This is a genomic window from Flexivirga aerilata (assembly GCF_013002715.1).
Lineage (GTDB): Bacteria > Actinomycetota > Actinomycetes > Actinomycetales > Dermatophilaceae > Flexivirga > Flexivirga aerilata.
Genome location: NZ_JABENB010000003.1, coordinates 240,671 through 260,799, shown reverse-complemented (window position 1 = coordinate 260,799; position 20,129 = coordinate 240,671). Strand labels below are relative to the sequence as shown.

Below are 20,129 nucleotides of genomic sequence, written 5' to 3'. Positions count from 1 at the left end.
GAAGTATCCGGCGGAGCGAAGCGGGGGTGCTCATGCGGTGACCTCGACGGGGCCACAGTGATGGGAGGCGTCCGGGGTCTCACCGGCGCCGACGACGATGACCCGGCCGCGCACGTGCAGCACGTCGATCGGGGTGCCGTAGAGCGCGGTGAGGCGTTCGCTGGTGAGGATCTCGTCGGGGGTGCCGACGGCCCAGTTGCCGGCGACCAGATAGACGATGCGGTCGACGAACGGCAGCACCGGGTTGACCTCGTGGGTCACCATCATCACCGCCGAGTGCGAGTCGCGGCGGCGCCGGTCGAGCAGGTCGAGGACGCCCTCCTGGTGGCTGAGGTCGAGTGAGGTGAGCGGCTCGTCGCACAGCAGCACCTGCGGGTCGCTCATCAGCGCCTGCGCGATGCGCAACCGCTGCTGCTCGCCGCCGGAGAGCCGGCCGACCGGTGCGTCGGCGTATGACGCAGCTCCCACCGCCTCGATCATCCGTTGGGCGGAGTCGCGCACCTGCCGGCTCGGCACCGGCCAGCCGAAGCGGTGGCCGTCGCCGCCGAGCATTACCAGGTCGCGTCCGCGCAGCGCCAGGTCGCGATCGAAGATCTTCTGCTGCGGGACGTAGCCGACGGCGGCGCTCCCCCGGCGCGGCACCGACCCGCCGACGGTCAGCCTGCCCTCGCTCAGCGGCTCGAGACCGAGCGCGGCGCGCAGCATCGACGTCTTGCCGGCGCCGTTGGGTCCGAGGATGGCGACGAACTCGCCCGGCATGACGTCGAGGTCGAGGTGCGACCACAGCCGCCGGCCCCCGACCGTCAGACCGGCATCCTGAAACGAAACCAGTGGCGCACCAGGCGTTTTCGTCATTTCGATCCCTTCAGGGCGGCGAGCAGGGCCTTCGCCTGCCCCAACTGCCACGACTGATAGTCCCGTGCGTCGGTGGGCATCGTCTCGGTCACCGCCACCACGGGCACGCCACTCTTGGTCGCCAGCGACCGCAACTGGTCGGTCTGCTTGTCGGTGACCTGCCCGTTGTAGAGCAGCGCCTTGACCGTGCGGGTGGTCAACGCCTTGTCGAAGGCGACGGTGTCCGCCGGGCTCGGGTCGTCGCCCTCCTCGACCGCGGTCGTGAAACCTGCCGGGATGCCGAGCTTCAGCCCCGCCTCGTCGATCAGGTAGCCGGCGACCCGTTCGGTGTAGGCGACCTTGGTCCCGGCGAATTCGTCGCGCATGGTCCGGACAGTGTCGTCGACCGGCTTCATGCCCTGCGCAAAGGCTTTCGCACCGGCGGCGTAGTCGCTGCTGTGCTTCGGGTCGATCTTGCTCAACGCGTCCCGGATCGCGTTCGCGACCTTCGGCATCTGCGCGGTGTCATACCAAAGGTGCGGGTTGGCGTCCTTGCCCGTGACCCCGAGGACCGTGGCCGCGGTAACGACCGACCGATCGCCTCCGGGTGCGCCCTTCAGCAGATCCTGCATGAAGTCGTCGTAGCCGAGACCGTTGTCCACGACCAGCTTCGCCTTGGCCACGTCGACGGCCGTCTTGGCGCTCGAGTCGTAACCGTGCGGATCGACGTTGGGGTCGCTCAGGATCGAGGTCACGCGCACCCGGTCGCCGCCGACCTGCTGCGCCACGCTGCCGTAGACATTGGTGCTGGCGACCACGTCGATCGTGTCGCCGCCGCCGCCCGCACCGGCGGCGCCGCCCCCGCTGGCCCCGCAACCGGTCAGCCCGATGACGACCGACATACACACTGCCGCCGCCAGCACCCGAATCTTCACTCCACACCCGCCTGGTCGATATTGAAAACCATTCCCGACAACGGAGAATAGCAGTGCGCCGCGGGTGCGTGCGACGTCGCGGGAGTCAGCCCTGCGCGAGCGAACCCATCGGGTCCCAGGCGGGCAGCACGATCGGCTCCTGGTCGAGCGCCGCCTGCAGCTCCTGCGGCAGGCGATCACGGCGCGCGGCGATCTCGAAGACGTACTCGCCGAACCACGAGTCGTTCATCGTGAAGAAGCCCTTGTCGCCCTTGTCGTCACCCCAGGAGTTCTCGACCCGCCACTTGCGTGGGGTGTCGTCGACGAGGTCGACACCGGTGAAGAGCATCGCGTGCGTCATCAGCGTCTCGTGGTAGTCGAGCCGGTCGGCCTTGTCGAGCTCGAAGCGGGTGTCGTAGATGCCCTCGAGGTCATAGAGATGCGCGTCCCAGATGCCGAGCTGCCGCTCCTCCATCTGCCCGACGTCGCAGCCGAACCACACCGGCTCGCCATCCCGAATAGCCTGTGCTGCAACAGTTTTCAGCACGTCGGCGTCGACGTTGAGATAGCGCACCGGCTCACCGCCGACGACGTTGCCGAGCTGGTCGACGGTGAAGGTGCGCCCGCGCGGGCTGCTCTCCCGGGGGTCGTCGACCAGGCAGACGTAGTCGTCGACGTTCACGGTCAGGTAGCGGTCGCGGAAGTCCTGGGGCGTCATACGGCCGTCGCGATGGAAGTCACCGTCGTCGTCGGTCCACTGCCACTCGAAGTCGGTCGGCGGCGTGCCGAGGTGGATCGCCAGCATGCGGTATGCCGTGGCGAGCGCTCGCGACCGCACCTCGGCGGCGGCCTCGGGGCCCTTTGCCGCGCGCAGGTCGCGAGCGGCCTGTCGCAGCAGCCGACGGAGGCTCTTGTTCATCGGCGCCGTGTGGGAAGACGATTCGGTCTCCGGCATCACCGTCTGCGGCACGACGCCGTGCTTGCGCACGAGCGCGGCGAACATGTTCCACTGGCCGCCGTCGCTCATCACGTCGTCGAGGACGTAGGCGAGGGTGCGGTCGTCCACGCCACGATCGGCCAGCTGGGCAACCGACTCCAGGAAGTAGTTGCAGCGCTCGAGCTTGTCCCAGAACAACGTGTGGTTCTGGGAGAGCTCGAAGTCCTTGCGCCCGAGGCGCTCCATCGCCCCGGCACGCAGCAGGTTGAGGCCGGCGAACATCCAACAGCGGCCGCTCTTTTGCTGGTTGGTGACCTGCCACGTGTCGAGTCGATGCGACATCGAGGTGTCGATCCCGGTCACGATCTGCCGATCGAGGGCCAGGTCCGTAATCGTGGTCTTGGTCACCGCGTTCTGGAACAGCCGGTTGGCCGGCCGGGCGTCGAACTCCTTGCGGAGAAGCTCGACGTCCTGCTCGGTCAACGGTGTGAAAGAGATCCCCATAGGCTCACTGTCTCACGTTGATCATTTCCGTCGCGGGCTTTGCGGCCAATCGGGTCGCACGGTCAGCGGACGAGGTCGTCGTCGCGCTCCTGCTCGCGCTCGTAGTCGTCCAAAGCGCCTGCGGCGCCGCCGAATTCGTCAGCGACCTCGCCGGCGATCTGCGCGGGGGCGTCGGCACCGGCGACCTTCTCGCCGTCCTCGTCGAGCCCGCGGTCGGCGTCGGCCAGGGTGCGGTGTGCCGTGCTCAGCAGCAGCGCCGCGAGGACCGCCGAGCCCGCCGCGATCGCGAACGGCACGTGCAGGTTGAAGTGCTCCACCAGCTTGCCCGCCGCGAACGGCGCGAGACCGCCGCCGATGAATCGCACGAAGCCGTAGGCGGCCGAGGCGACCGGACGCTCCACCGGGGAGATCACCATGACGGCCTGGGTGGTGAGCGTGTTGTTGATGCCGATCATGATGCCGGCGGCGATCACCGCGCAGATGAGGACCGTGCGGTTGGTCGGCCAGGCTGCGATCACCGCGAGGTCGATCGCGAAGAGACCGAGCGCGGCATACAGGGTCGGGGCGGTGCCGAAGCGCCGCTGCAGGGCGGGCGCGCCGAAGACGGCGAAGATCGCGACCAGGATCCCCCAGCCGAAGAAGACCAGCCCGAGCTGGATCGCCGACAGCTTCATCGGGAAGGGCGCGTAACCGAGCATGGTGAAGAACGCCCAGTTGTAGAACAGCGCGGCCAGGCCCATGATCAGCAGGCCGCGGTGGCGCAGCGCCTTGATCGGTGCCAGCACCGACGTGTGGTGATCGGGCCTGGGAGTGGCGGGCAGGAAGAGCACCGTCGCCACAAGGGCGATGAGCATGAGCACCGAGACACCGAAAAACGGGCCGCGCCAGGAGATTTCGCCGAGCAGACCGCCGAGCAGCGGGCCGACGGCGATACCGACCCCGAGCGCGGTCTCGTAGAGGATGATCGCGCCGGCGAAGCCGCCGGAGGCCGACGCCACGATCACCGCCAGCGAGGTGGCGATGAACAGCGCGTTGCCGAGCCCCCAGCCGGCCCGGAAGCCCACGATGCCGTCGATCGACCCCGCCGAGCCGGCGAGCGCCGCAAAGACCACGATCAGCGCGAGGCCTGCGATCAGGGTCTTCTTCGCGCCGATCCGGCTGGACACCGCGTTCGTGATCAGCATGGCGACCGCGGTGACCACCAGGTAGCTGGTGAACAGCAGCGTCACCTGGCTCGGCGTCGCGTCCAGTTGCTCGGAGATCGCCGGGAGGATCGGGTCGACCAGACCGATGCCCATGAAGGACACCACGCAGGCGAAGGCGACGGCATACACCGCCTTGGGCTGCTTGAACATCGACGGCCGGTCGGTTGCCGGGGCGTGACTCACGCGAACTCCTCTCACTCGAGCATCTGCGCCCGAACGAGAGCCGGGCACGCCCAGCAACTATATGTATCGCCTATATATGTTGCAAGGGGTGGCCACGGTCTGGCCGTATGGCGGATGCGGCGCCTCAGGGCAGGAGCAGCAGCTTGCCGGTCGTCGCCCGGCCTTCCAGCGCCTCGTATGCCGCTGCCGCGTCGTCGAGGCGGTAGCGCCCGCCGATCTCCAGCTTCAGCCGGCCGTCGGCAAGCTGGCCGAGGATGTCCTCGGCGCGCCAGAGCAACTCCTCGCGGTCCAGCAGGTAGGAACCCAGCGTCGGCCGGGTGACGAAGAGCGAACCGAGCCGGTTGAGCACCTGCAGGTCGAGCGGCTCCACCTGGCCGCTGGAGCCGCCGAAGAGCACGCCCATCCCCCGCGGCCGCAGCGAACGCAACGAGGCTCCAAAGGTGGCGCGACCGACCCCGTCATAGGCGACGTCGACGCCGCGACCGGCGAGCCGGCGCACCTCGTCGGCCAGCGCATCGCCCTCGAAATTGCGGTAGTTGATCGTGTGCTGGGCGCCGAGTTGCCTTGCCTTGTCGAGCTTTTCGTCACTGCCCGCGGTGGCCACGACGGTCGCGCCCTTGCCGGTGATCAGCTGCACCAGCAGCTGTCCCACTCCCCCGGCGGCCGCGTGGACCAGCGCGATCTGGCCCTCCTGCACCGGCCAGGTCGAGTTGACGAGGTAGTGCGCGGTCATGCCCTGCAGCATCGCCGCGGCGGCGGTCTCCAGATCCAGACCGTCCGGGACCGGCACGAGGACGTCGGCGGGGATGTTGGCGAGTTGGGTGGCGCTGCCGGTGTAGCTCGCCCAGGCGACCTTGTCGCCGACCTTGACGTCGGTCACGCCGGACCCGACCGCCTCGACGACACCCGCGCCCTCCTCGCCGGCGATGAAGGGCGTCGTCATCGGATAGACGCCCTGCCGCTTGTAGACGTCGATGAAGTTGACGCCGACCGCCGCGACGCGCACCTGCGCCTCCCCGTCACCGGGCGGTGGCACCACCACGTCCTGCACCTGCAGCACGCTGCCGTCACCCGGTTCGGTCACCACGAGAGCTCGAGTCATGGACTTCAGCCTAATCACGTGCCGGCGGCCGGCTCCGCGCCTCCGGGGTGCCGAAGCGCGCCGTGTAGTGCCAGAGCTGCTTGACCGCCTGAGGCTCGTGTATGCCGAGACTCGCGACCTCGCCCACGGTCCGCGGGTCGAGCACGCCATCGTGCGCGTATCTCCTTGCCAGCTGGACGATCTCGGGGCCGCGATAGTCCGGGTGCTGCTCGATGTCCGCCAGCTGTGCGACGAATCCGTCGTGCCACTCCACCGGGCACGGCAGCTCGCGCGCGGCCTCCTCCACTGCGGTCCCGCGGAAGCTCGGATCGAGGACCACCGCCTCCACGTCGGCCCTCAGGTCGAGATGGCCGTGCACCTGGGCCTCCACGTAGTCGTCAAGGAGGTCACGGCCGGACCGGTCGGCGCGGTCGGCCAGATCGCACGATGCGGCGACGCCGAAATCGGCCGGCTCGTCGAAGCTGTCCGGAAAGCAGAAGGTGCTCCGCTCCAGCGTGTGCTCGGCCAGTCGCAGGTGGGCCGAGCCGAACCTCGGCGAGGCGCCGGTGCCGCGCCGGCGGTGGTTGAGCGCGCCGTACTTGGGACGCAGGTCGGGGTCGGCATCGTCATACATGCCTCCGAAAAGTGCACTCTCCCAACGAAACCGGTCGCCGCCCCGATATGCCGTGAGGCCGCCGTTGCTGGTGCCGGTGACGAACTGCGACACGTAGCTGCCGCTCGCCACCAACCGTTCGATGACCGACTCGGTCGTGCCGGGACCGGCGAACCGGTCGGGGTGGAAGCTGCAGGTGACCCGCAGTGTGCGGTCGAGCGGCGGCCCCGCGGCAAGTCGCGCCACGTGTGCGACGGCCTGGCGGACGGGCTCCGGGAGTGGACTGGTCGTCATCGCCGGGCCGGCCGGAACAACTGCACCCCTGCAACCGGCGCGAAACCGGCGGCGAGGACCGCACGGGTGCTGGCCACATTGCCCGGGGAGACGGACGCGATCAGCACGTCGTCCGGGCCGACGAGTGTCCTTGCGGAGCAAAGCAATTCGCCGCCCAGCCCGCGCCCGCGCGCACTCTCGGCCAGCTCGAAACTCAGCTCGGGCAGACCGCCGATGCCGCGGCCCAGGGTCACGACGGCGTCGTCGCGTCCGGGCAGGCCGTAGGTGCGCACGTCGTCCCGCAGGCCGGCTGCCCGGCGAGCGCGGGGATGCCCGGCCAGGTCGGGGCGGGCGTCGAGCGCAGGTGCAGCGGGCGTGCCGAGCATGCCGGGTGCCGCGAAGATCGTGTCGAGCGAGTCGATGAAGCCGTCCGCGCCGGCGAGCGCGACGATCACCCGCGGGTCGGCAGCACCGCCGAAGCCGTCCGGGGCGAGGGCCTGCAGCGCCTCGTCGGACCAGGCCTGCGGCACACACAGCACCGCGTGCCCGGTGAATGTGACAATGCCGAACACATCGGCACGCCAAGGCGGTTGGCGCTCCCACCCACCGTCGACCGGTGGATGCCGGCCGTGGGCGGCCGCGCGGATCATCCGGCCCACGGGATGCGGGCCGTCGGCAAGCGTCACCCTCAGGCCTCGAACGGCGTCGGGTCACCGGCGCCGACCCGCACCACCTGCGGGTAACCGTCGGAGAAGTCGACCACGGTCGTCGGGTCGACACCCGCCTCGCCGGAGTCGATCACCGCGTCGACCTGGTGGTCGAGCTCCTCCTTGACCTGCCAGCCGTCGGTGAGCGGTTCGTCCTCGCCGGGCAGCAGCAGCGTGCTGGTCATGATCGGCTCACCGAGCTCGGCGACCAGCGCACGGGCGACCGGGTGGTCGCTGATGCGCACCCCGACGGTCTTGCGCTTGGGCTGCTGCAGCCGGCGCGGCACCTCCGAGGTGGCCGGCAGGATGAAGGTGTAGGGACCGGGCGTAGCGGCCTTGATCGCGCGAAACACCTTGTTGTCGATGAAGACCAGCTGCCCCAGCTGCGCGAAGTCGCGGCACATCAGGGTGAAGTTGTGTTTGTCGTCGAGCTTGCGGATGCGCACGATGCGGTCGCGGCCCTCCTGGTTGCCGAGGGTGCAGCCGAGCGCGAAGCAGGAGTCGGTCGGGTAGGCGACGAGCCCGCCGTCCCGCAGGATCTGCACGGCTTGGCCGATGCTGCGCGGCTGTGGGTCCTTAGGGTGGACGTCGAAGTACCTGGCCATGCCCTCAACGTTAGGACCTGTGATGACTGGCGCGCTGCCCTCCTGGGCAGAAGGACTCGGCCTGCAGGCACATCCCGAGGGCGGCTGGTATGCCGAGACCTATCGGCATGCCGGCACGTTCACCCCCGGCAGCCCGTATGACGGGGCGCGCAATCTCGGCACCGGCATCTACTTCCTGCTGCTCCCGGGCGAGTCGAGCGCCTGGCATCGCGTCCGGTCGGACGAGCTGTGGCTCTGGCATCGCGGTGGTCCGCTTACCCTCAGCCTCGGTGGTGATGCCCAATCACCAGGCGTTGCAACCGATCTCACGCTCGGTCCCGCGGTCGAGGACGGTCAACGGCCCCAGGGCCTGGTGCCGGGCGGTCACTGGCAGGCGGCTCGGCCGGCCGCGGACGAGCCGGTGCTGGTCAGCTGCGTCGTGGTGCCGGGATTCGACTTCGCGGACTTCGAACTGCAGGACGATCACTAGCGCTACGTCCAGCGCTCGGCGAGCGCCCGCACCACCTTGAGGTCGCGGGTGGTCGCCACCAGTCCCCCACGCTCCAGGACGGCATTGGACATCCTGGCCTCGTGTGTGGATTTGTCCAGCCACCAATAGATTTCGCTGCCGTTGGCACGCAGTCGCTCGCCGCGGACGTTCCACGCCGCCAGCTCCTCGGCGCGGTCCTTCGGCACCGGCTCGGTGAAGAAGGTGACGTATCGGCGCTGGGTCGCGCCGCCGAGCGGGTCGTCCAGCGAGTCGGCATACGCCGCGACGGCGGCCAGCTCAGCCGGCGTGCGCACGATGCACGGGATGGTGAAGCCGAACGCGGTCTCCAGCACGTCCTCCAGATGACGACCCACCTTGCGGGCCGACCGCAGAGAGCTGGTGACCCGCACGTTGCCGCTCTGGATGTAGGTCTCGACCTCGCCGAAACCCTCGGCGGTCAACACCTCCCGCAGCAGCGCCATCTTCACCCAGCGCGGCGCGATATTGACCGCGCGGAGGAAGACGACGTAGGCGGGCACGACGGGTCAGGCCTCCTTGGAGGTGACTTCGGTGGGCAGCATCACCGTGCGGCTGACCGTGCAGAGCCGCTCGTGTGACTGACGGATCGCGTCGGGCAGCACCTCCCGTGCCTTGTCGCCGTCGGCGCCCTCCGGGAAGCGCACGGTGAAGGTCACGTCGATCGGCCCCATGTGGTTGCCCTGCTCGTCACGCAGCTTGTCGCCCTCGGCGGTCACCTCGAACTCCGTCGGCTCCGACCGCCGCGAGGTGAAGATGTCGACGTCGATCGCGCTGCATCCCGCGATCGCGGTGAGCAGCAGCTCCACGGGCGTGAACCGGTCGTCCTGGCCGCTGCCGAAGTCGAGCGTGCCGCCGCGGGCGTTGGTGGCGCGGAAGCTGCCGTTCGCGGTGCGGACGAGGCTGACCGAACGGTGCGGGTCCCTAGTCGTCATACGACTAAGCGTGCCATTACGGTGGCCAGTTGTGAGCGCGCACTCCGAGCACAGCATCATCCTGATCCGTCACGGAGCGACCGAGTGGTCGCGCAACGGCCGTCATACAGGCACCACCGACCTGCCGCTACTGCCCGAGGGTGAGGCCGACGCGCGCAAGCTGCGGGCCGAGGTCGAGCCGCTCGACATCGTCGCGACCTTCTCCAGCCCGATGCAGCGTGCCCGCCGCACCGCCGAACTCGCCGGGCTGCGGGACGTCCGGCTCGACGACGACCTGCGGGAGTGGGACTACGGCGGGTACGAGGGTCTGTCGACCCCGCAGATCCGCGAGCAGCTCGGCGACCCGTCGTGGGAGATCTTCGCCGACGGGGTCGTGCCCGGTGACACGCCCGGCGAGACCGTCGAGGACGTCGCCGCCCGGGTGAGCCACGTCGTACGCCGGGTGGTGCCGCTGCTCGAGGTCGGCAATGTCGCCCTGGTCGCGCACGGCCACTCGCTGCGCATCTTCGCCGCGATCTTCCTGCGCCAGGAGGCCCGCATGGGCGCCCAGCTGATGCTCAACGCCGGGTCGCTGTCGATGCTCGGGTTCTACCACGGCACCCCCTGCATCCAGACGTGGAACACCGGCGGCGATTTCGCGTGAGATGGGAGTGGTCTCGATACGCGTGAGGTGGGGGTAACGCTGATCGAGTAGCGGCGAGGAACGAGCCGCGTATCGAGATCAGCCCGGCAGCTCGCGTAGGTCGCCGGGTGGTCTCGATACGCCTCCCCCGCTCCGCTCCTCCGGCTACTCGACCACCAAGCAACGCTGATCGAGTAGCGGCGAGGAACGAGCCGCGTATCGAGATCAGCCCAGCAGCGACTCCGTGAAACCGCCGGTGGTCTCGATACGCCTCCTCCGCTCCGCTCCTCCGGCTACTCGACCACCAAGCAACGCCGATCGAGCGCGACGTTTGCTGATCGAGTAGCGGCGAGGAACGAGCCGCGTATCGAGATCAGCCCGGCAGCTCGCGTAGGTCGCCGGGTGGTCTCGATACGCCTCCCCCGCTGCGCTCCTCCGGCTACTCGACCACCAAGCCACGCTGATCGAGTATCGGCGAGGAACGAGCCGCGTATCGAGATCAGCCCAGCAGCGACCAGGTGTGCACCGGTTCGCCGCCGTGCATCTGCTCCAGGTAGCGCTCAAGCATGCCCGAGAGCGCACTGGCGCGGTCCTTGCCTTGCGCCTCAAGGGCTTTCACGCAGTCGATCTGCCAGGTCGCGCCGTTGACGCCGGCCCGGCAGCGGTCCTCGATGACGCCGAGGTAGCGGTCGCGCACCGACTGCGCCACGCCCCACTGCTCCAGCCCATCGTGTGCAAGCGGCAGGAGATGGCGCAGCACCAGCTCGTCGGCCTGCACCTCGCCGAAGCCAGGCCAATAGACCTTGGCATCGATGCCGCGGCGGGCGCAGGACTCGAAGTTGTCCTCCGCCGCGGAGAAGCTCATCCGAGTCCAGATCGGCCGGTCGGAGTCGGCCAACATCCGCGCGACGCCGTAGTAGAAGGCGCTGTTCGCCATACCGTCGATGATCGTGGGACCGGCCGGCAGCACGCGGTTCTCGACCCGCAGGTGCGGCTTGCCGTCGACGATGTCGTAGATCGGCCGGTTCCAGCGGTAGACCGTGCCGTTGTGCAACCGGAGCTCGGAAAGCTTTGGGGCCTGGCCGGATTCGAAGACCGCGACCGGGTCCTCGTCGCTGGATTCGGGCAGCAGCGCCGGGAAGTAGCGGACGTTCTCCTCGAACAGGTCGAAGATCGAGGTGATCCAGCGCTCCCCGAACCACACGCGGGGCCGGACGCCCTGGTTCTTCAATTCGATCGCGCGCGTGTCAGTGGCCTGCCCGAAGAGCGGCACGCGGCTCTCGTGCCACAGCTCCTTGCCGAAGAAGTATGGCGAGTTGGCCCCGATCGCCAGCTGCAGTCCGGAAATCGCCTGGGCGGCGTTCCAGTAGTCGGCGAACCGGTGCGGCTGCACCTGCAGGTGCAACTGCACCGAGGTGCAGGCCGACTCGGGAGCGATCGAATCGGCATACATGGCAAGGCGTTCGCCGCCGGCGCCCTCGATGTCGATGAAGATGTCCTCGCCGCGAGCGGCGAAGATCGCCTCGTTCAGGGCGGCATAACGGGCGTTGGCACTCATCCACTCGGTGCTGAAGTGCTCGGGCATGAGCGTGGGCAGGATGCCGATCATCGCGATCTGGGCGCCGGCGTCGTTGGCGAGCTTCTCGGCGCGGTTGAGGCTCGCCCGCAGGTCCGACTCCAGCTGCAGCGCCGAATCCCCCGGCATCGGGCGCGGGCTGACGTTGAGCTCGATGTTGTACTGCCCGAGCTCGGTCTGGTAGTCCTCGTCGGCGATGCTCTCCAGCACCCGGGCATTGCTCATCGTCGGCTGCAGGTCGTCGTCGACCAGGTTGAGCTCGACCTCCATCCCGGTCAGCTGCCGCTCGAACTCGAAGCTGTGCGTCGTCAGCATCCGCTCGAAGACGTCGAGATCCTGCCGGACCTTCTCGCGATAGCGCTGCCGCTGCTCGCGGGTGTATGACGTCGCCGACACGTCCTCGCCCATGGCTACCTCCTCCTGCCGAGCGCCGGTCCGACACTGACTGACCGGCACGGTTGTCCGCAACGCTCGCACATTCGCCATCCCCGTGCGGCCGGAGCCGCGGATTCATTCCTCATCCCGCCGGCGCCCGGAAACGCCGGGTCACCTCCACGAGCCTGTCGGTGGCGGCTTTTAACCTGCTGGGCATGCGGCTGATCCACACCTCCGACTGGCACCTGGGGCGGATGTTCCACGGTGCGGGGCTGCTCGATGCGCAGGCCGCATATCTGGAGCACCTGGTCGAGGTGGTGCGCGCCGAGCGGGTCGACGCCGTCCTGGTGTCCGGGGACATCTACGACCGGGCGCTGCCGGCACCGGCGAGCGTGCAACTGCTCGACGACACCCTCGTGCGGTTGCGGGAGGCCGGCGCCCACGTGGTGCTCTCCTCCGGCAACCATGACTCTGCGGTGCGGCTCGGCTTCGGGTCGCGCGTGCTGGAGCTCGGCGGCGTGCACGTGCGCACCAGGCCGGAGTCCGTGGGGCGGCCGGTGCTGCTCGGCGACGTCGCGATCTACCCACTGCCCTATCTCGAGCCGTCGGTGACCGCGGCCGCGCTCGGCACGGCCGAGGCCACCCACGCCGGGGTCCTGCGCGCGGCGATAGACCGGGTGCGCGCCGACGCCGCCGGGCGTGGGGTGCCGGCCGTCGTGATGGCGCACGCCTTCGTCGTCGGGTCGACCACGTCCGACTCCGAGCGCGACATCGGCGTCGGCGGCACCTCCGCGGTGCCGGCGAGTGTATTCGATGGCGTGGCGTATGCCGCGCTCGGTCACCTGCACGGGGCGCAGTCGGTCGGTGCGGTCGGTCGCTACTCCGGCTCCCCCGTGGCGATGTCCTTCTCCGAGGCCGACCACCGCAAGAGCTCGGTGCTGCTGGAGGTGTCGGAGGCGGGGACGTCATACGAGCTCATCGAGGCGCCGGTGCAACGGCCGATGCGCCGACTGCACGGCACGCTCGACGATCTGCTGGCCGACCCGGGCCTCGCGGACGCCGAAACTGCCTGGTGCCAGGTCACGCTCACCGACCAGGCCCGCCCGCTCGGCGCGATGGAGCGAGTGCGTTCGCGCTTCCCGCACACGCTGCAGCTGCTCTTCGAGCAGCAGGTGGTGCCGATGGCCGATCGCAGCTACACCAGCCGGCACGCAGGCCGCAGCACGCTGGAGCTGTGCTGCGACTTCCTCGAGCACACCCGGGGCGGCGCCTCCGCCGACGAGTCCGAGCGCGAACTGCTCGCCACCGCCGTCGAGCAGACCCGGGTCGCCCGCGGCGGCCGCGACCGGGCCGAGGGACAGCGGGCCGTCGGCCGCGAGTCGGGCGTGGCATGACCACCGGCGGCGCGCGATGAAACTCCACCACCTGCGCGTGCAGGCGTTCGGACCGTTCGGCGGCGTCGAGGAGATCGACTTCGACGACCTCGGCGCGGCCGGCCTGCACCTGATCCACGGGCCGACCGGCTCCGGCAAGACCAGTCTCCTCGACGCGATCTGCTTCGCCCTCTTCGCCGGCGTCCCCGGTGCGAGGCAACGGCATCGCGGCTCGCTCCGCAGCGATCACGCCGCACCCGAGACTCGGCCGGAGGTCGAGTTGGAGTTCAGCGTCGGCACGCGCCGCCTGCGGGTGCGTCGCTCCCCCGACCACGAGGTGCCGAAGAAGCGCGGCACGGGCACCCGGATGCAACGTGCGAGCGTCGTGCTCGAGGAGCGCCACGACGGCGGCTGGACGACGTCGGCCACCCGCGCGGACGAGGCGGCGCAGGTGATCGACGACCTGCTCGGCATGGCGCTGGAGCAGTTCGCCCAGGTGGTGCTGCTGCCGCAGGGAGACTTCGCGGCATTCCTGCGAGCCAAGCCGGACGAACGCGGCAAGCTGCTCGAGCGGCTCTTCGACATCACCGACTTCCGGGACATCGAGGACTGGCTGGTCGAGCACCGCAAGCAGCTGGAAACGGCTGTGCGAGCGGCAGATTCACGACGTATGACGTTGCTCGCGCGAGCGCAGGAGCACCTGGTGCCGGTCGGCTTCACCGGGGCCGACGACGTGCCCGAAGACCCGTCCGACGCGGGCACCGTCGACCCCGACGCAGGCGCCCTCGACCTCGACGCGGTGACCGCTGAGCTGGCCGCGCGCTCGACCACGTCGCTCGCGGCCGCCGACGCGGCGCGGGGCGCCGCCGATGCTGCCCGGGAGGTGCTGGACGAGCGCCGGGCACTCGCCGCACTCCAGCGCCAGGCATCCCAGGCGGCGGCCACCCTGGCCCGACTCGACGCGCAGAGCGAGGCGACGGCAGCGGCCGCGACCCGGGTGGCACTCGCCGAGCGCGCGTCGCGCGCGGCACCCGTGGTCGCGGCAGCCACACGTCGGGCCAAGGCCGCAGCGTCCGCGGCGGCCGACCTCGCCGCCGCCCGACGCTCGCTCGCCGCGGTGACCGCGTGGCCGGTGCCCGCGCTCGACACCGATCAGCTGCCCGACCGGCTCGACGCGGAGCAGACCCTGGCCGCGATCCGCGAACGCCGGGCCGCCGGTGACGTCGCGCTCGGCGGCTACGCCGAGCTCAACCGGCAACTCGCCCGTCACCGCCGCGACGTCGAGCGCGCTCGGTCGGATGCGGCGGGAGCAGAGGACCGCGCCGCCGAGCGGCAGCGGGCGGTCAACGCAGCGACGGAACGCGTCGAGCAGCAGCGTGCGCAGCGCGCCGAACACGCCGAGATCGCCGCCACCGTCGGCGACCTGCAGGTGCGACACCGTGCGCTCGAGAGGTTCGGCACGATGCTCGCCGGTGCTCGCCGCGCGATCGCGGACGTGCGCGCGCACGACCAGGAGCTACAGGCCGCCCGGGAGACATGGGTGCACGCCGAGGGGCACGCGATCCGGTTGCGGGCCCGGCGGCTGTCGGGCATTGCCGCCGAGCTCGCCGGCGGGTTGCGCGACGGGCGACCGTGCCCGGTGTGCGGGTCGCAGGAGCACCCCGAGCCAGCCGCCGCCGACGATGACGCGGTCTCGGCCGACGAGGTCGACACCGCGGAGCAGGAGTGCGCGCACGCCCGCGCCCTCGTCGACGACCGCACGGCGATCGCCTCCGCCGCGCAGGGCGCCGCCCGGGCCGCGGTCGACGAGGTGCTGGCCGGTTGCGGCGACGCGGTGGAGTTCGGTGTCCCCAATCACCTTCGCGACACGCTCGCGACGCACGACCTCAGCGGTGACGCGCTGCCCACCGTGCTCGCCGCACTCGACGAGCTGGAGCGGCTGCGGGCACCGGCCGCGGACCAGGCCGCCGCCGGCCTTGCTGCGGCCCAGGCGGCCCAGCGCACCGTCACCCGGCTCGACCAGGTCATCGAGGCCGCACGCCAGCACCTGGAGATCGACGGACTCGAGCTGGCCGAGGCGCGCGAGGCGTCGGCCGCCGCGCGAGCCCGCGTCGCCGAGCTGCGCGCCGCCGTGGACGCCGCCGAGGCACGGTTGCGCGAAATGCGCGCAGATCACGAAAACGCCTGCGGCTGCCTGCCGTTCGAGCCGTCCACCCACGACCTGCCCGACGTGATCGGCGGTCACGACCGTTGCGCCGACCTGCTGGATGCCCTCCTTGCCGCGGCGGGGCAGCACGAGCTCGCGCGCGGCGAAGCTGCTACAGCGCACGCCGACCTGACCGCAGCCCTCGGCGAGCTCGGCTTCGACTCGGCCGACGACGTCGCCGCCAGCCAATTGCCGACGACCGAGCTACGTGCCCTCGCCGATCAGGTCGAGGCGGCACAGCTGGAGCGCGCCAAGGCGACCGGCGTGCTCGAACAGGCCGACGTCGCCGCCGCGGCCGCCGCCGACCCTGCCGACGTCGCCGGTGCCGAACACGTCGCGCGCACCGCGGAGCACACGGCCAAGGCTGCGCGGGACGAGGCCGCCGCGATCGAGCGCGCCCACACCGCGGTGCAGCGCATCGCAGCCGAATACGCCGAGGCAGAGCGGGAGTCCGCGCCACTGCGGGCTCGGCTGGCGGTCGCGACGAACGTCGCGGCGGCAGTGACCGGTGGTGGCGACAACGTGCTGCGGATGCGGCTCACGTCATACGTGTTGGCGGCGCGGCTGGAGACCGTCACCGCGCTCGCCAACGAGAAGCTCGCCGTGATGACCGACGGTCGCTACAGCCTGGAGCACACCGACGCGCTTGCGGCACGTGGCGGCAAGAGCGGCCTCGGCCTCCGGGTGCGGGACGCCTGGACCGGTCAAACCCGAGACACCGCAACGCTTTCCGGCGGTGAGTCGTTCATGGCGTCGCTCGCGCTCGCACTCGGTCTTGGCGAGGCGGTCATCGAAGCCGCCGGTGGCCGCCACCTCGAGACGCTCCTGGTGGACGAGGGCTTCGGCTCGCTCGACGACGAAACGCTGGAGTTGGTAATGACCGTGCTCGACCAGCTGCGCGCCGGCGGCCGGTCGGTCGGCGTCGTCAGCCACGTGCCGGAGCTGCGGACGCGCATCCCCGCCCAGGTGCGGGTCCGCAAGACCGCCACCGGGTCCACGGTGGAGGTTTCCCGGGCCGACGCCGAGGTCGCCTGAGGCAGCGGACCGAAACTGTCCGCTCGGGTCCATAGCGTGCAAAGCACCAACACCCGCCGATCCCAGCCGAAGGAACACCGCAATGGACCTCAAACTCGAAGTCGTCCCGATGCCCGTCACCGACGTCGACCGCGCCAAGGCGTTCTACACCGAGCAACTCGGCTTTCACGCCGACTTCGACGAGCGGCCCGTCGAGGGCATCCGCTTCGTCCAGTTGACCCCGCCCGGCTCGGCGTGCTCGATCGTGATCGGCGAGGGCGTGGTCGAGATGCAGCCAGGCGCCCAGCAGGGCGTCATGTTCGTCATCGACGACGCCGACGCCGCCCTCGCCGAACTCACCGGCAAGGGCGTGCAGACCGGTCCGGTCGATGAGCAGGAGTGGGGTCGCTTCCTCTACGTCACCGACCCGGACGGCAACAAGCTCGTGCTGCAGCAGCTGCCGTCATACGCGCTGAAGGACGACGGCAGCCGCAAGACCGTGGACGAGCGCAGCTGAGGGCTGCGCGCGGCCGAGGCGAACTCTCAGCGCAGGTCCTTGACCATCCAGAGTTCGTCACGGCCGTCGCGCACGTGCTCGCGCTCGCCGGTCGCCACGAAGCCGTTGCGCGCGTAGGCCCGGATGCCTGCCGGGTTGTCCTCCATCACAGCCAGCGCCACCCGGTCCGCGCCGCGCTCGCGCACGAAATCCGCACAGGCACAGAGCAATTCGTCGACGATGCCGGTCCCACGCACCTGCGGAGCCAGCCACATCCCCATCACGCACCAGGCGCCGTCAAAGTCGAACACCCCCGCCATACCGGCATCGTCTCCGTCGACGGAGACGAGGAAGGTCACGGGTCGGGCGGCCCGGCGGCGCCACTCAGCTTCGTCGAACGCCTCCTCCCGGGCAAGGTCTGACCCGAACATCGCCGGGGCGTCGGCGAGGGCCCGCAGCCGCACAGCGCGCATCCGTGCCCAGTCGCGCTCCGCCACCCGATCCACCCGCGCCATGACCGGATCGTAGTGAGCGTGCGACACCGGCTGTCCAACGGTTAAACGTCCGTGCTCTCGCGGGCGTCACGTGCGAGTCTTGAGGGCGTGCGCCAGATCAAGCAGTCGAACAAGCTCCAGGATGTCCGCTATGACGTGCGCGGCCCGATCCTCGTCGAGGCCGAGCGCCTGGAGGCCGAGGGTCACCGGATCCTGAAGCTCAACATCGGCAACACCGCGCCGTTCGGCTTCGACGCACCCGACGCCGTGCTTCAGGACATGATCCACAACCTGCCGCAGTCGCAGGGTTACAGCGACAGCCGGGGCATCTACTCCGCACGCACGGCGGTCGCGCAGTACTACCAGAGCCACGGGCTGACCGACACCGGCGTCGAGGACGTCTTCATCGGCAACGGCGTGTCCGAGCTGATCAGCATGGTGCTGCAGGCCTTCGTCGACGACGGCAACGAGATCCTGATCCCGGCTCCGGACTATCCGCTCTGGACCGGGGCCGTGTCGCTCGCCGGCGGCACGCCGGTGCACTACCGCTGCGACGAGTCCAATGGCTGGAATCCCGACCTCGCCGACATCGAGTCCAAGATCACCGAGAACACCCACGCCCTGGTCATCATCAACCCGAACAACCCCACGGGTGCTGTCTATTCGGAGGAGACCGTCAAGGGACTGGTCGACATCGCGCGCCGCCACGAACTCGTCGTGATGGTCGACGAGATCTACGAGAAGATCCTCTTCGGCGACGCCGAGCACCACCACGCGGCCACCTTCGCCGGCGATGACGTGCTCTGTTTGACCTTCAGCGGTCTGTCGAAGGCCTACCGGGTCTGCGGCTACCGCGCGGGCTGGCTGATGATCTCCGGGCCGAAGACTGCCGCGGCGGACTTCCTGGAGGGGCTGACGCTGCTGGCCAACATGCGGATGTGTGCCAACGTGCCGGGGCAGCACGCGATCCAGACCGCGCTCGGCGGTTACCAGTCGGTGAACGAACTCATCGGACCCGGCGGCCGGTTCTTCGAGCAGGCCACCACCGCGTCGCGACTGCTCAACAAGATTCCCGGGGTCAGTTGCGTCGAGCCACGCGGTGCCCTCTACTGCTTCCCCCGTCTGGACCCCGAGGTCTACCCGATCGAGGACGACCAGCAGTTCGTGATCGACCTGCTGCGCGCGGAGAAGATCCTGGTCACTCACGGCACCGGCTTCAACTGGTTCGAGCCCGACCATTTCCGCCTGGTGACGCTGCCCGACATCGACGTCCTCACCGAGGCGATCGACCGAATTGGCAACTACCTCAGCACGATTCGCGCCTGACCACCGGTATGTCGCTGCACTGCCCGGCCACCGTGATCCTCGCCCGGCACGGAGAGGCCGTTTATGAGGCCACGACCTGGGCGGACGAGGGCGGCAGCCTGACCTCGGTCGGTCGCAAGCAAGCGGCGGGGCTCGCGTCAGCGCTGCAGGACCGCCGCGTTGCCCATGTCTACTGCAGCACGATGGCCCGCGCCGTGCAGACTGCCGAACTCGCGGCCGCGATGCTCGACGTGGACGTGACGACTCGGCTCGGGCTGCAGGAGTTTGCGGTCGGCGATTTCGCCGGGGTCGATCGTGCTGCCGAGGACCCCTTCGCCCCGACCTTCCGCACCTGGCTGGACGGCGACCTGTCCGCGCGCATACGCGGCGCGGAGTCCGGGGCCGAGGTGGTGGCGAGAGGCCGCACTGTGCTGGAGGAGATCGCCGACCGGCACCCCGGCGAGACCGTGCTGGTGGTCGCGCACGGCGGCATACTCACGCTGCTGGTGCGTCACCTGCTCACCGTCGAAAACGGTGTCACGCCAAGGGGTTTCGTCAACTGCGGGTATGCCGAGACCGCACTCGGCGCCGACGGCTGGCGACTCACCGGCTGGTCCGCGGCCTGACGGTCACCGGTAATTTCGCGTGCGCACCCCGCGACCGTCGCGACTTCTGCAGACCCCGGGCCGGTTTCGCGTGCGCACCCCGCGATCGTCGCGACTTGTGCACGCCCCGGGCCGGTTTCGCGTGCGCAGCCCGCGATCGTCGCGACTTGTGCACGCCCGCGCACCCCCACGCCCCCGCATACCCCCGCCGCGCTCGACGCACTGCGGTGTCACCGGCTGCTGGCAGAGTGGCCGTATGACCGCAACCCCCAGCTCCGCCGCCCCCTCCTCGGCCGACACCTCCTCCGCCGACGCTTCCCCCGCCCACCGCCCAGCCACCGACCGCCCAACCCGCGTCGGCACGCTCGCCTCGGTATCCGTGCAGTGCGCCGACACCAACGCACTCGCCGATTTCTACCGGGAGCTGCTCGGCGGCACCGAGTTCTTCCGCACCCCCGACGACGCGGTGATCGTGACCGACGTCGGCGGCGTCTACCTGACGGCGATGCGGGTCGACGACTACCGGCGCCCGACGTGGCCGGCGCCGGGTGAGGCCGGGATCATCCACATCGACATCGCGGTCGAGGAGTTGGCGGGCCCGGTGGCGCGAGCGGTCGCACTCGGCGCGGTCGAGGCGGACAACCAGCCGCAACCGGAGCTGTTCCGCGTGCTGCTCGACCCCGCCGGGCATCCCTTCTGCCTCACCACCGCCCGGCCCGAGTGAGCCGGGCGGGCCAGCCGACCGGGCCAGCCGTCCGGGCCAGCCG

20 protein-coding genes are annotated in these 20,129 nt (G+C 70.1%); 8 read left to right on the top strand and 12 right to left on the bottom strand.

The genetic code is table 11. The annotated features are described in order from the left end of the window. Window positions 1-30: 30 nt before the first annotated feature. The 8 genes from HJ588_RS16820 to HJ588_RS16785 form a co-directional block, all read right to left on the bottom strand. Complete coding sequence (locus tag HJ588_RS16820) at window positions 31-855, bottom strand: metal ABC transporter ATP-binding protein (protein WP_171157758.1); 825 nt, start codon at window positions 853-855, stop codon at window positions 31-33. Next, the gene (locus tag HJ588_RS16815) at window positions 852-1,736 is read right to left on the bottom strand and encodes a metal ABC transporter solute-binding protein, Zn/Mn family (RefSeq protein ID WP_212756117.1); all 885 of its coding nucleotides are present in this window, start codon (window positions 1,734-1,736) and stop codon (window positions 852-854) included. The genes HJ588_RS16820 and HJ588_RS16815 overlap by 4 nt, the downstream gene beginning before the upstream one ends. A gap of 118 nt (window positions 1,737-1,854) precedes the next feature. Next, on the bottom strand, window positions 1,855-3,189 hold the full coding sequence (locus HJ588_RS16810; protein ID WP_171157756.1) for a C1 family peptidase: 1,335 nt from the start codon (window positions 3,187-3,189) through the stop codon (window positions 1,855-1,857). A 62-nt stretch (window positions 3,190-3,251) separates the two neighbouring features. Then, window positions 3,252-4,577, bottom strand: a complete 1,326-nt coding sequence (locus tag HJ588_RS16805) for an MFS transporter (RefSeq protein WP_343036769.1) — start codon at window positions 4,575-4,577, stop codon at window positions 3,252-3,254. Window positions 4,578-4,701: 124 nt separating this feature from the next. Further along, window positions 4,702-5,679 carry a quinone oxidoreductase family protein gene (locus HJ588_RS16800; RefSeq protein WP_171157754.1) on the bottom strand — a complete coding sequence of 326 codons (978 nt, stop codon included), beginning with the start codon at window positions 5,677-5,679 and terminating at the stop codon, window positions 4,702-4,704. Window positions 5,680-5,689: 10 nt separating this feature from the next. Then, window positions 5,690-6,565 carry a DUF3626 domain-containing protein gene (locus HJ588_RS16795; protein ID WP_171157752.1) on the bottom strand — a complete coding sequence of 292 codons (876 nt, stop codon included), beginning with the start codon at window positions 6,563-6,565 and terminating at the stop codon, window positions 5,690-5,692. Next, window positions 6,562-7,230, bottom strand: coding sequence for an N-acetyltransferase (locus HJ588_RS16790; RefSeq protein ID WP_212756116.1), 669 nt, complete (start codon window positions 7,228-7,230; stop codon window positions 6,562-6,564). The genes HJ588_RS16795 and HJ588_RS16790 overlap by 4 nt, the downstream gene beginning before the upstream one ends. Window positions 7,231-7,232: 2 nt before the next feature. After that, window positions 7,233-7,856 carry an L-threonylcarbamoyladenylate synthase gene (locus tag HJ588_RS16785; protein ID WP_171157750.1) on the bottom strand — a complete coding sequence of 208 codons (624 nt, stop codon included), beginning with the start codon at window positions 7,854-7,856 and terminating at the stop codon, window positions 7,233-7,235. A 22-nt stretch (window positions 7,857-7,878) separates the two neighbouring features. Between HJ588_RS16785 and HJ588_RS16780 the strand changes: the two genes are divergently transcribed. Further along, a complete protein-coding gene (locus tag HJ588_RS16780) occupies window positions 7,879-8,325 on the top strand; it encodes a cupin domain-containing protein (protein WP_171157748.1) in 447 nt (148 codons plus the stop codon). Between the two features lie 2 nt (window positions 8,326-8,327). Here the strand turns inward: HJ588_RS16780 and HJ588_RS16775 are convergent, their stop codons facing one another. Then, a complete protein-coding gene (locus HJ588_RS16775; RefSeq protein WP_171157745.1) occupies window positions 8,328-8,864 on the bottom strand; it encodes a DUF1697 domain-containing protein in 537 nt (178 codons plus the stop codon). A gap of 6 nt (window positions 8,865-8,870) precedes the next feature. Continuing rightward, on the bottom strand, window positions 8,871-9,296 hold the full coding sequence (locus HJ588_RS16770) for an OsmC family protein (protein WP_171157743.1): 426 nt from the start codon (window positions 9,294-9,296) through the stop codon (window positions 8,871-8,873). Window positions 9,297-9,327: 31 nt separating this feature from the next. On the opposite strand from HJ588_RS16770, the gene HJ588_RS16765 reads away from it, so the two are divergent. Beyond that, window positions 9,328-9,939, top strand: a complete 612-nt coding sequence (locus HJ588_RS16765) for a histidine phosphatase family protein (protein ID WP_343036768.1) — start codon at window positions 9,328-9,330, stop codon at window positions 9,937-9,939. 478 nt (window positions 9,940-10,417) lie between these two features. Here HJ588_RS16765 and HJ588_RS16760 read toward each other — a convergent pair whose 3' ends face one another. Then, complete coding sequence (locus HJ588_RS16760) at window positions 10,418-11,902, bottom strand: glutamate-cysteine ligase family protein (RefSeq protein ID WP_171157741.1); 1,485 nt, start codon at window positions 11,900-11,902, stop codon at window positions 10,418-10,420. 182 nt (window positions 11,903-12,084) lie between these two features. Between HJ588_RS16760 and HJ588_RS16755 the strand changes: the two genes are divergently transcribed. The 3 genes from HJ588_RS16755 (at window position 12,085) to HJ588_RS16745 (ending at window position 16,979) form a co-directional block, all read left to right on the top strand. Beyond that, window positions 12,085-13,263: an exonuclease SbcCD subunit D gene (locus HJ588_RS16755; protein ID WP_171157739.1), complete on the top strand. Its 1,179-nt coding sequence runs from the start codon at window positions 12,085-12,087 to the stop codon at window positions 13,261-13,263. A gap of 16 nt (window positions 13,264-13,279) precedes the next feature. After that, entirely contained in the window at window positions 13,280-16,483 is a 3,204-nt protein-coding gene (locus HJ588_RS16750) for an AAA family ATPase (protein ID WP_171157737.1), read from the top strand. 82 nt (window positions 16,484-16,565) lie between these two features. After that, on the top strand, window positions 16,566-16,979 hold the full coding sequence (locus HJ588_RS16745) for a glyoxalase superfamily protein (protein WP_171157735.1): 414 nt from the start codon (window positions 16,566-16,568) through the stop codon (window positions 16,977-16,979). 26 nt (window positions 16,980-17,005) lie between these two features. Here the strand turns inward: HJ588_RS16745 and HJ588_RS16740 are convergent, their stop codons facing one another. Further along, entirely contained in the window at window positions 17,006-17,473 is a 468-nt protein-coding gene (locus HJ588_RS16740; protein ID WP_171157733.1) for a GNAT family N-acetyltransferase, read from the bottom strand. A gap of 87 nt (window positions 17,474-17,560) precedes the next feature. On the opposite strand from HJ588_RS16740, the gene HJ588_RS16735 reads away from it, so the two are divergent. From HJ588_RS16735 to HJ588_RS16725, 3 genes are all read left to right on the top strand, one after another. Continuing rightward, the gene (locus tag HJ588_RS16735; protein WP_171157731.1) at window positions 17,561-18,778 is read left to right on the top strand and encodes an aminotransferase class I/II-fold pyridoxal phosphate-dependent enzyme; all 1,218 of its coding nucleotides are present in this window, start codon (window positions 17,561-17,563) and stop codon (window positions 18,776-18,778) included. An 8-nt stretch (window positions 18,779-18,786) separates the two neighbouring features. Continuing rightward, on the top strand, window positions 18,787-19,383 hold the full coding sequence (locus HJ588_RS16730; RefSeq protein ID WP_171157729.1) for a histidine phosphatase family protein: 597 nt from the start codon (window positions 18,787-18,789) through the stop codon (window positions 19,381-19,383). A gap of 235 nt (window positions 19,384-19,618) precedes the next feature. After that, window positions 19,619-20,086: a VOC family protein gene (locus tag HJ588_RS16725; protein ID WP_171157727.1), complete on the top strand. Its 468-nt coding sequence runs from the start codon at window positions 19,619-19,621 to the stop codon at window positions 20,084-20,086. Window positions 20,087-20,129: the final 43 nt, after the last annotated feature.

What these genes read in the sequence shown, in the direction of transcription:
- HJ588_RS16800 (WP_171157754.1), bottom strand. Translation starts at nt 5,679, where the DNA reads ATGACTCGAGCTCTCGTGGTGACCGAACCGGGTGACGGCAGCGTGCTG.
- HJ588_RS16750 (WP_171157737.1), top strand. Translation starts at nt 13,280, where the DNA reads ATGAAACTCCACCACCTGCGCGTGCAGGCGTTCGGACCGTTCGGCGGC.
- HJ588_RS16815 (WP_212756117.1), bottom strand. Translation starts at nt 1,736, where the DNA reads ATGTCGGTCGTCATCGGGCTGACCGGTTGCGGGGCCAGCGGGGGCGGC.
- HJ588_RS16780 (WP_171157748.1), top strand. Translation starts at nt 7,879, where the DNA reads ATGACTGGCGCGCTGCCCTCCTGGGCAGAAGGACTCGGCCTGCAGGCA.
- HJ588_RS16770 (WP_171157743.1), bottom strand. Translation starts at nt 9,296, where the DNA reads ATGACGACTAGGGACCCGCACCGTTCGGTCAGCCTCGTCCGCACCGCG.
- HJ588_RS16730 (WP_171157729.1), top strand. Translation starts at nt 18,787, where the DNA reads ATGTCGCTGCACTGCCCGGCCACCGTGATCCTCGCCCGGCACGGAGAG.
- HJ588_RS16760 (WP_171157741.1), bottom strand. Translation starts at nt 11,902, where the DNA reads ATGGGCGAGGACGTGTCGGCGACGTCATACACCCGCGAGCAGCGGCAG.
- HJ588_RS16740 (WP_171157733.1), bottom strand. Translation starts at nt 17,473, where the DNA reads ATGGCGCGGGTGGATCGGGTGGCGGAGCGCGACTGGGCACGGATGCGC.
- HJ588_RS16725 (WP_171157727.1), top strand. Translation starts at nt 19,619, where the DNA reads ATGACCGCAACCCCCAGCTCCGCCGCCCCCTCCTCGGCCGACACCTCC.
- HJ588_RS16785 (WP_171157750.1), bottom strand. Translation starts at nt 7,856, where the DNA reads ATGGCCAGGTACTTCGACGTCCACCCTAAGGACCCACAGCCGCGCAGC.
- HJ588_RS16755 (WP_171157739.1), top strand. Translation starts at nt 12,085, where the DNA reads ATGCGGCTGATCCACACCTCCGACTGGCACCTGGGGCGGATGTTCCAC.
- HJ588_RS16745 (WP_171157735.1), top strand. Translation starts at nt 16,566, where the DNA reads ATGGACCTCAAACTCGAAGTCGTCCCGATGCCCGTCACCGACGTCGAC.
- HJ588_RS16795 (WP_171157752.1), bottom strand. Translation starts at nt 6,565, where the DNA reads ATGACGACCAGTCCACTCCCGGAGCCCGTCCGCCAGGCCGTCGCACAC.
- HJ588_RS16810 (WP_171157756.1), bottom strand. Translation starts at nt 3,189, where the DNA reads ATGGGGATCTCTTTCACACCGTTGACCGAGCAGGACGTCGAGCTTCTC.
- HJ588_RS16820 (WP_171157758.1), bottom strand. Translation starts at nt 855, where the DNA reads ATGACGAAAACGCCTGGTGCGCCACTGGTTTCGTTTCAGGATGCCGGT.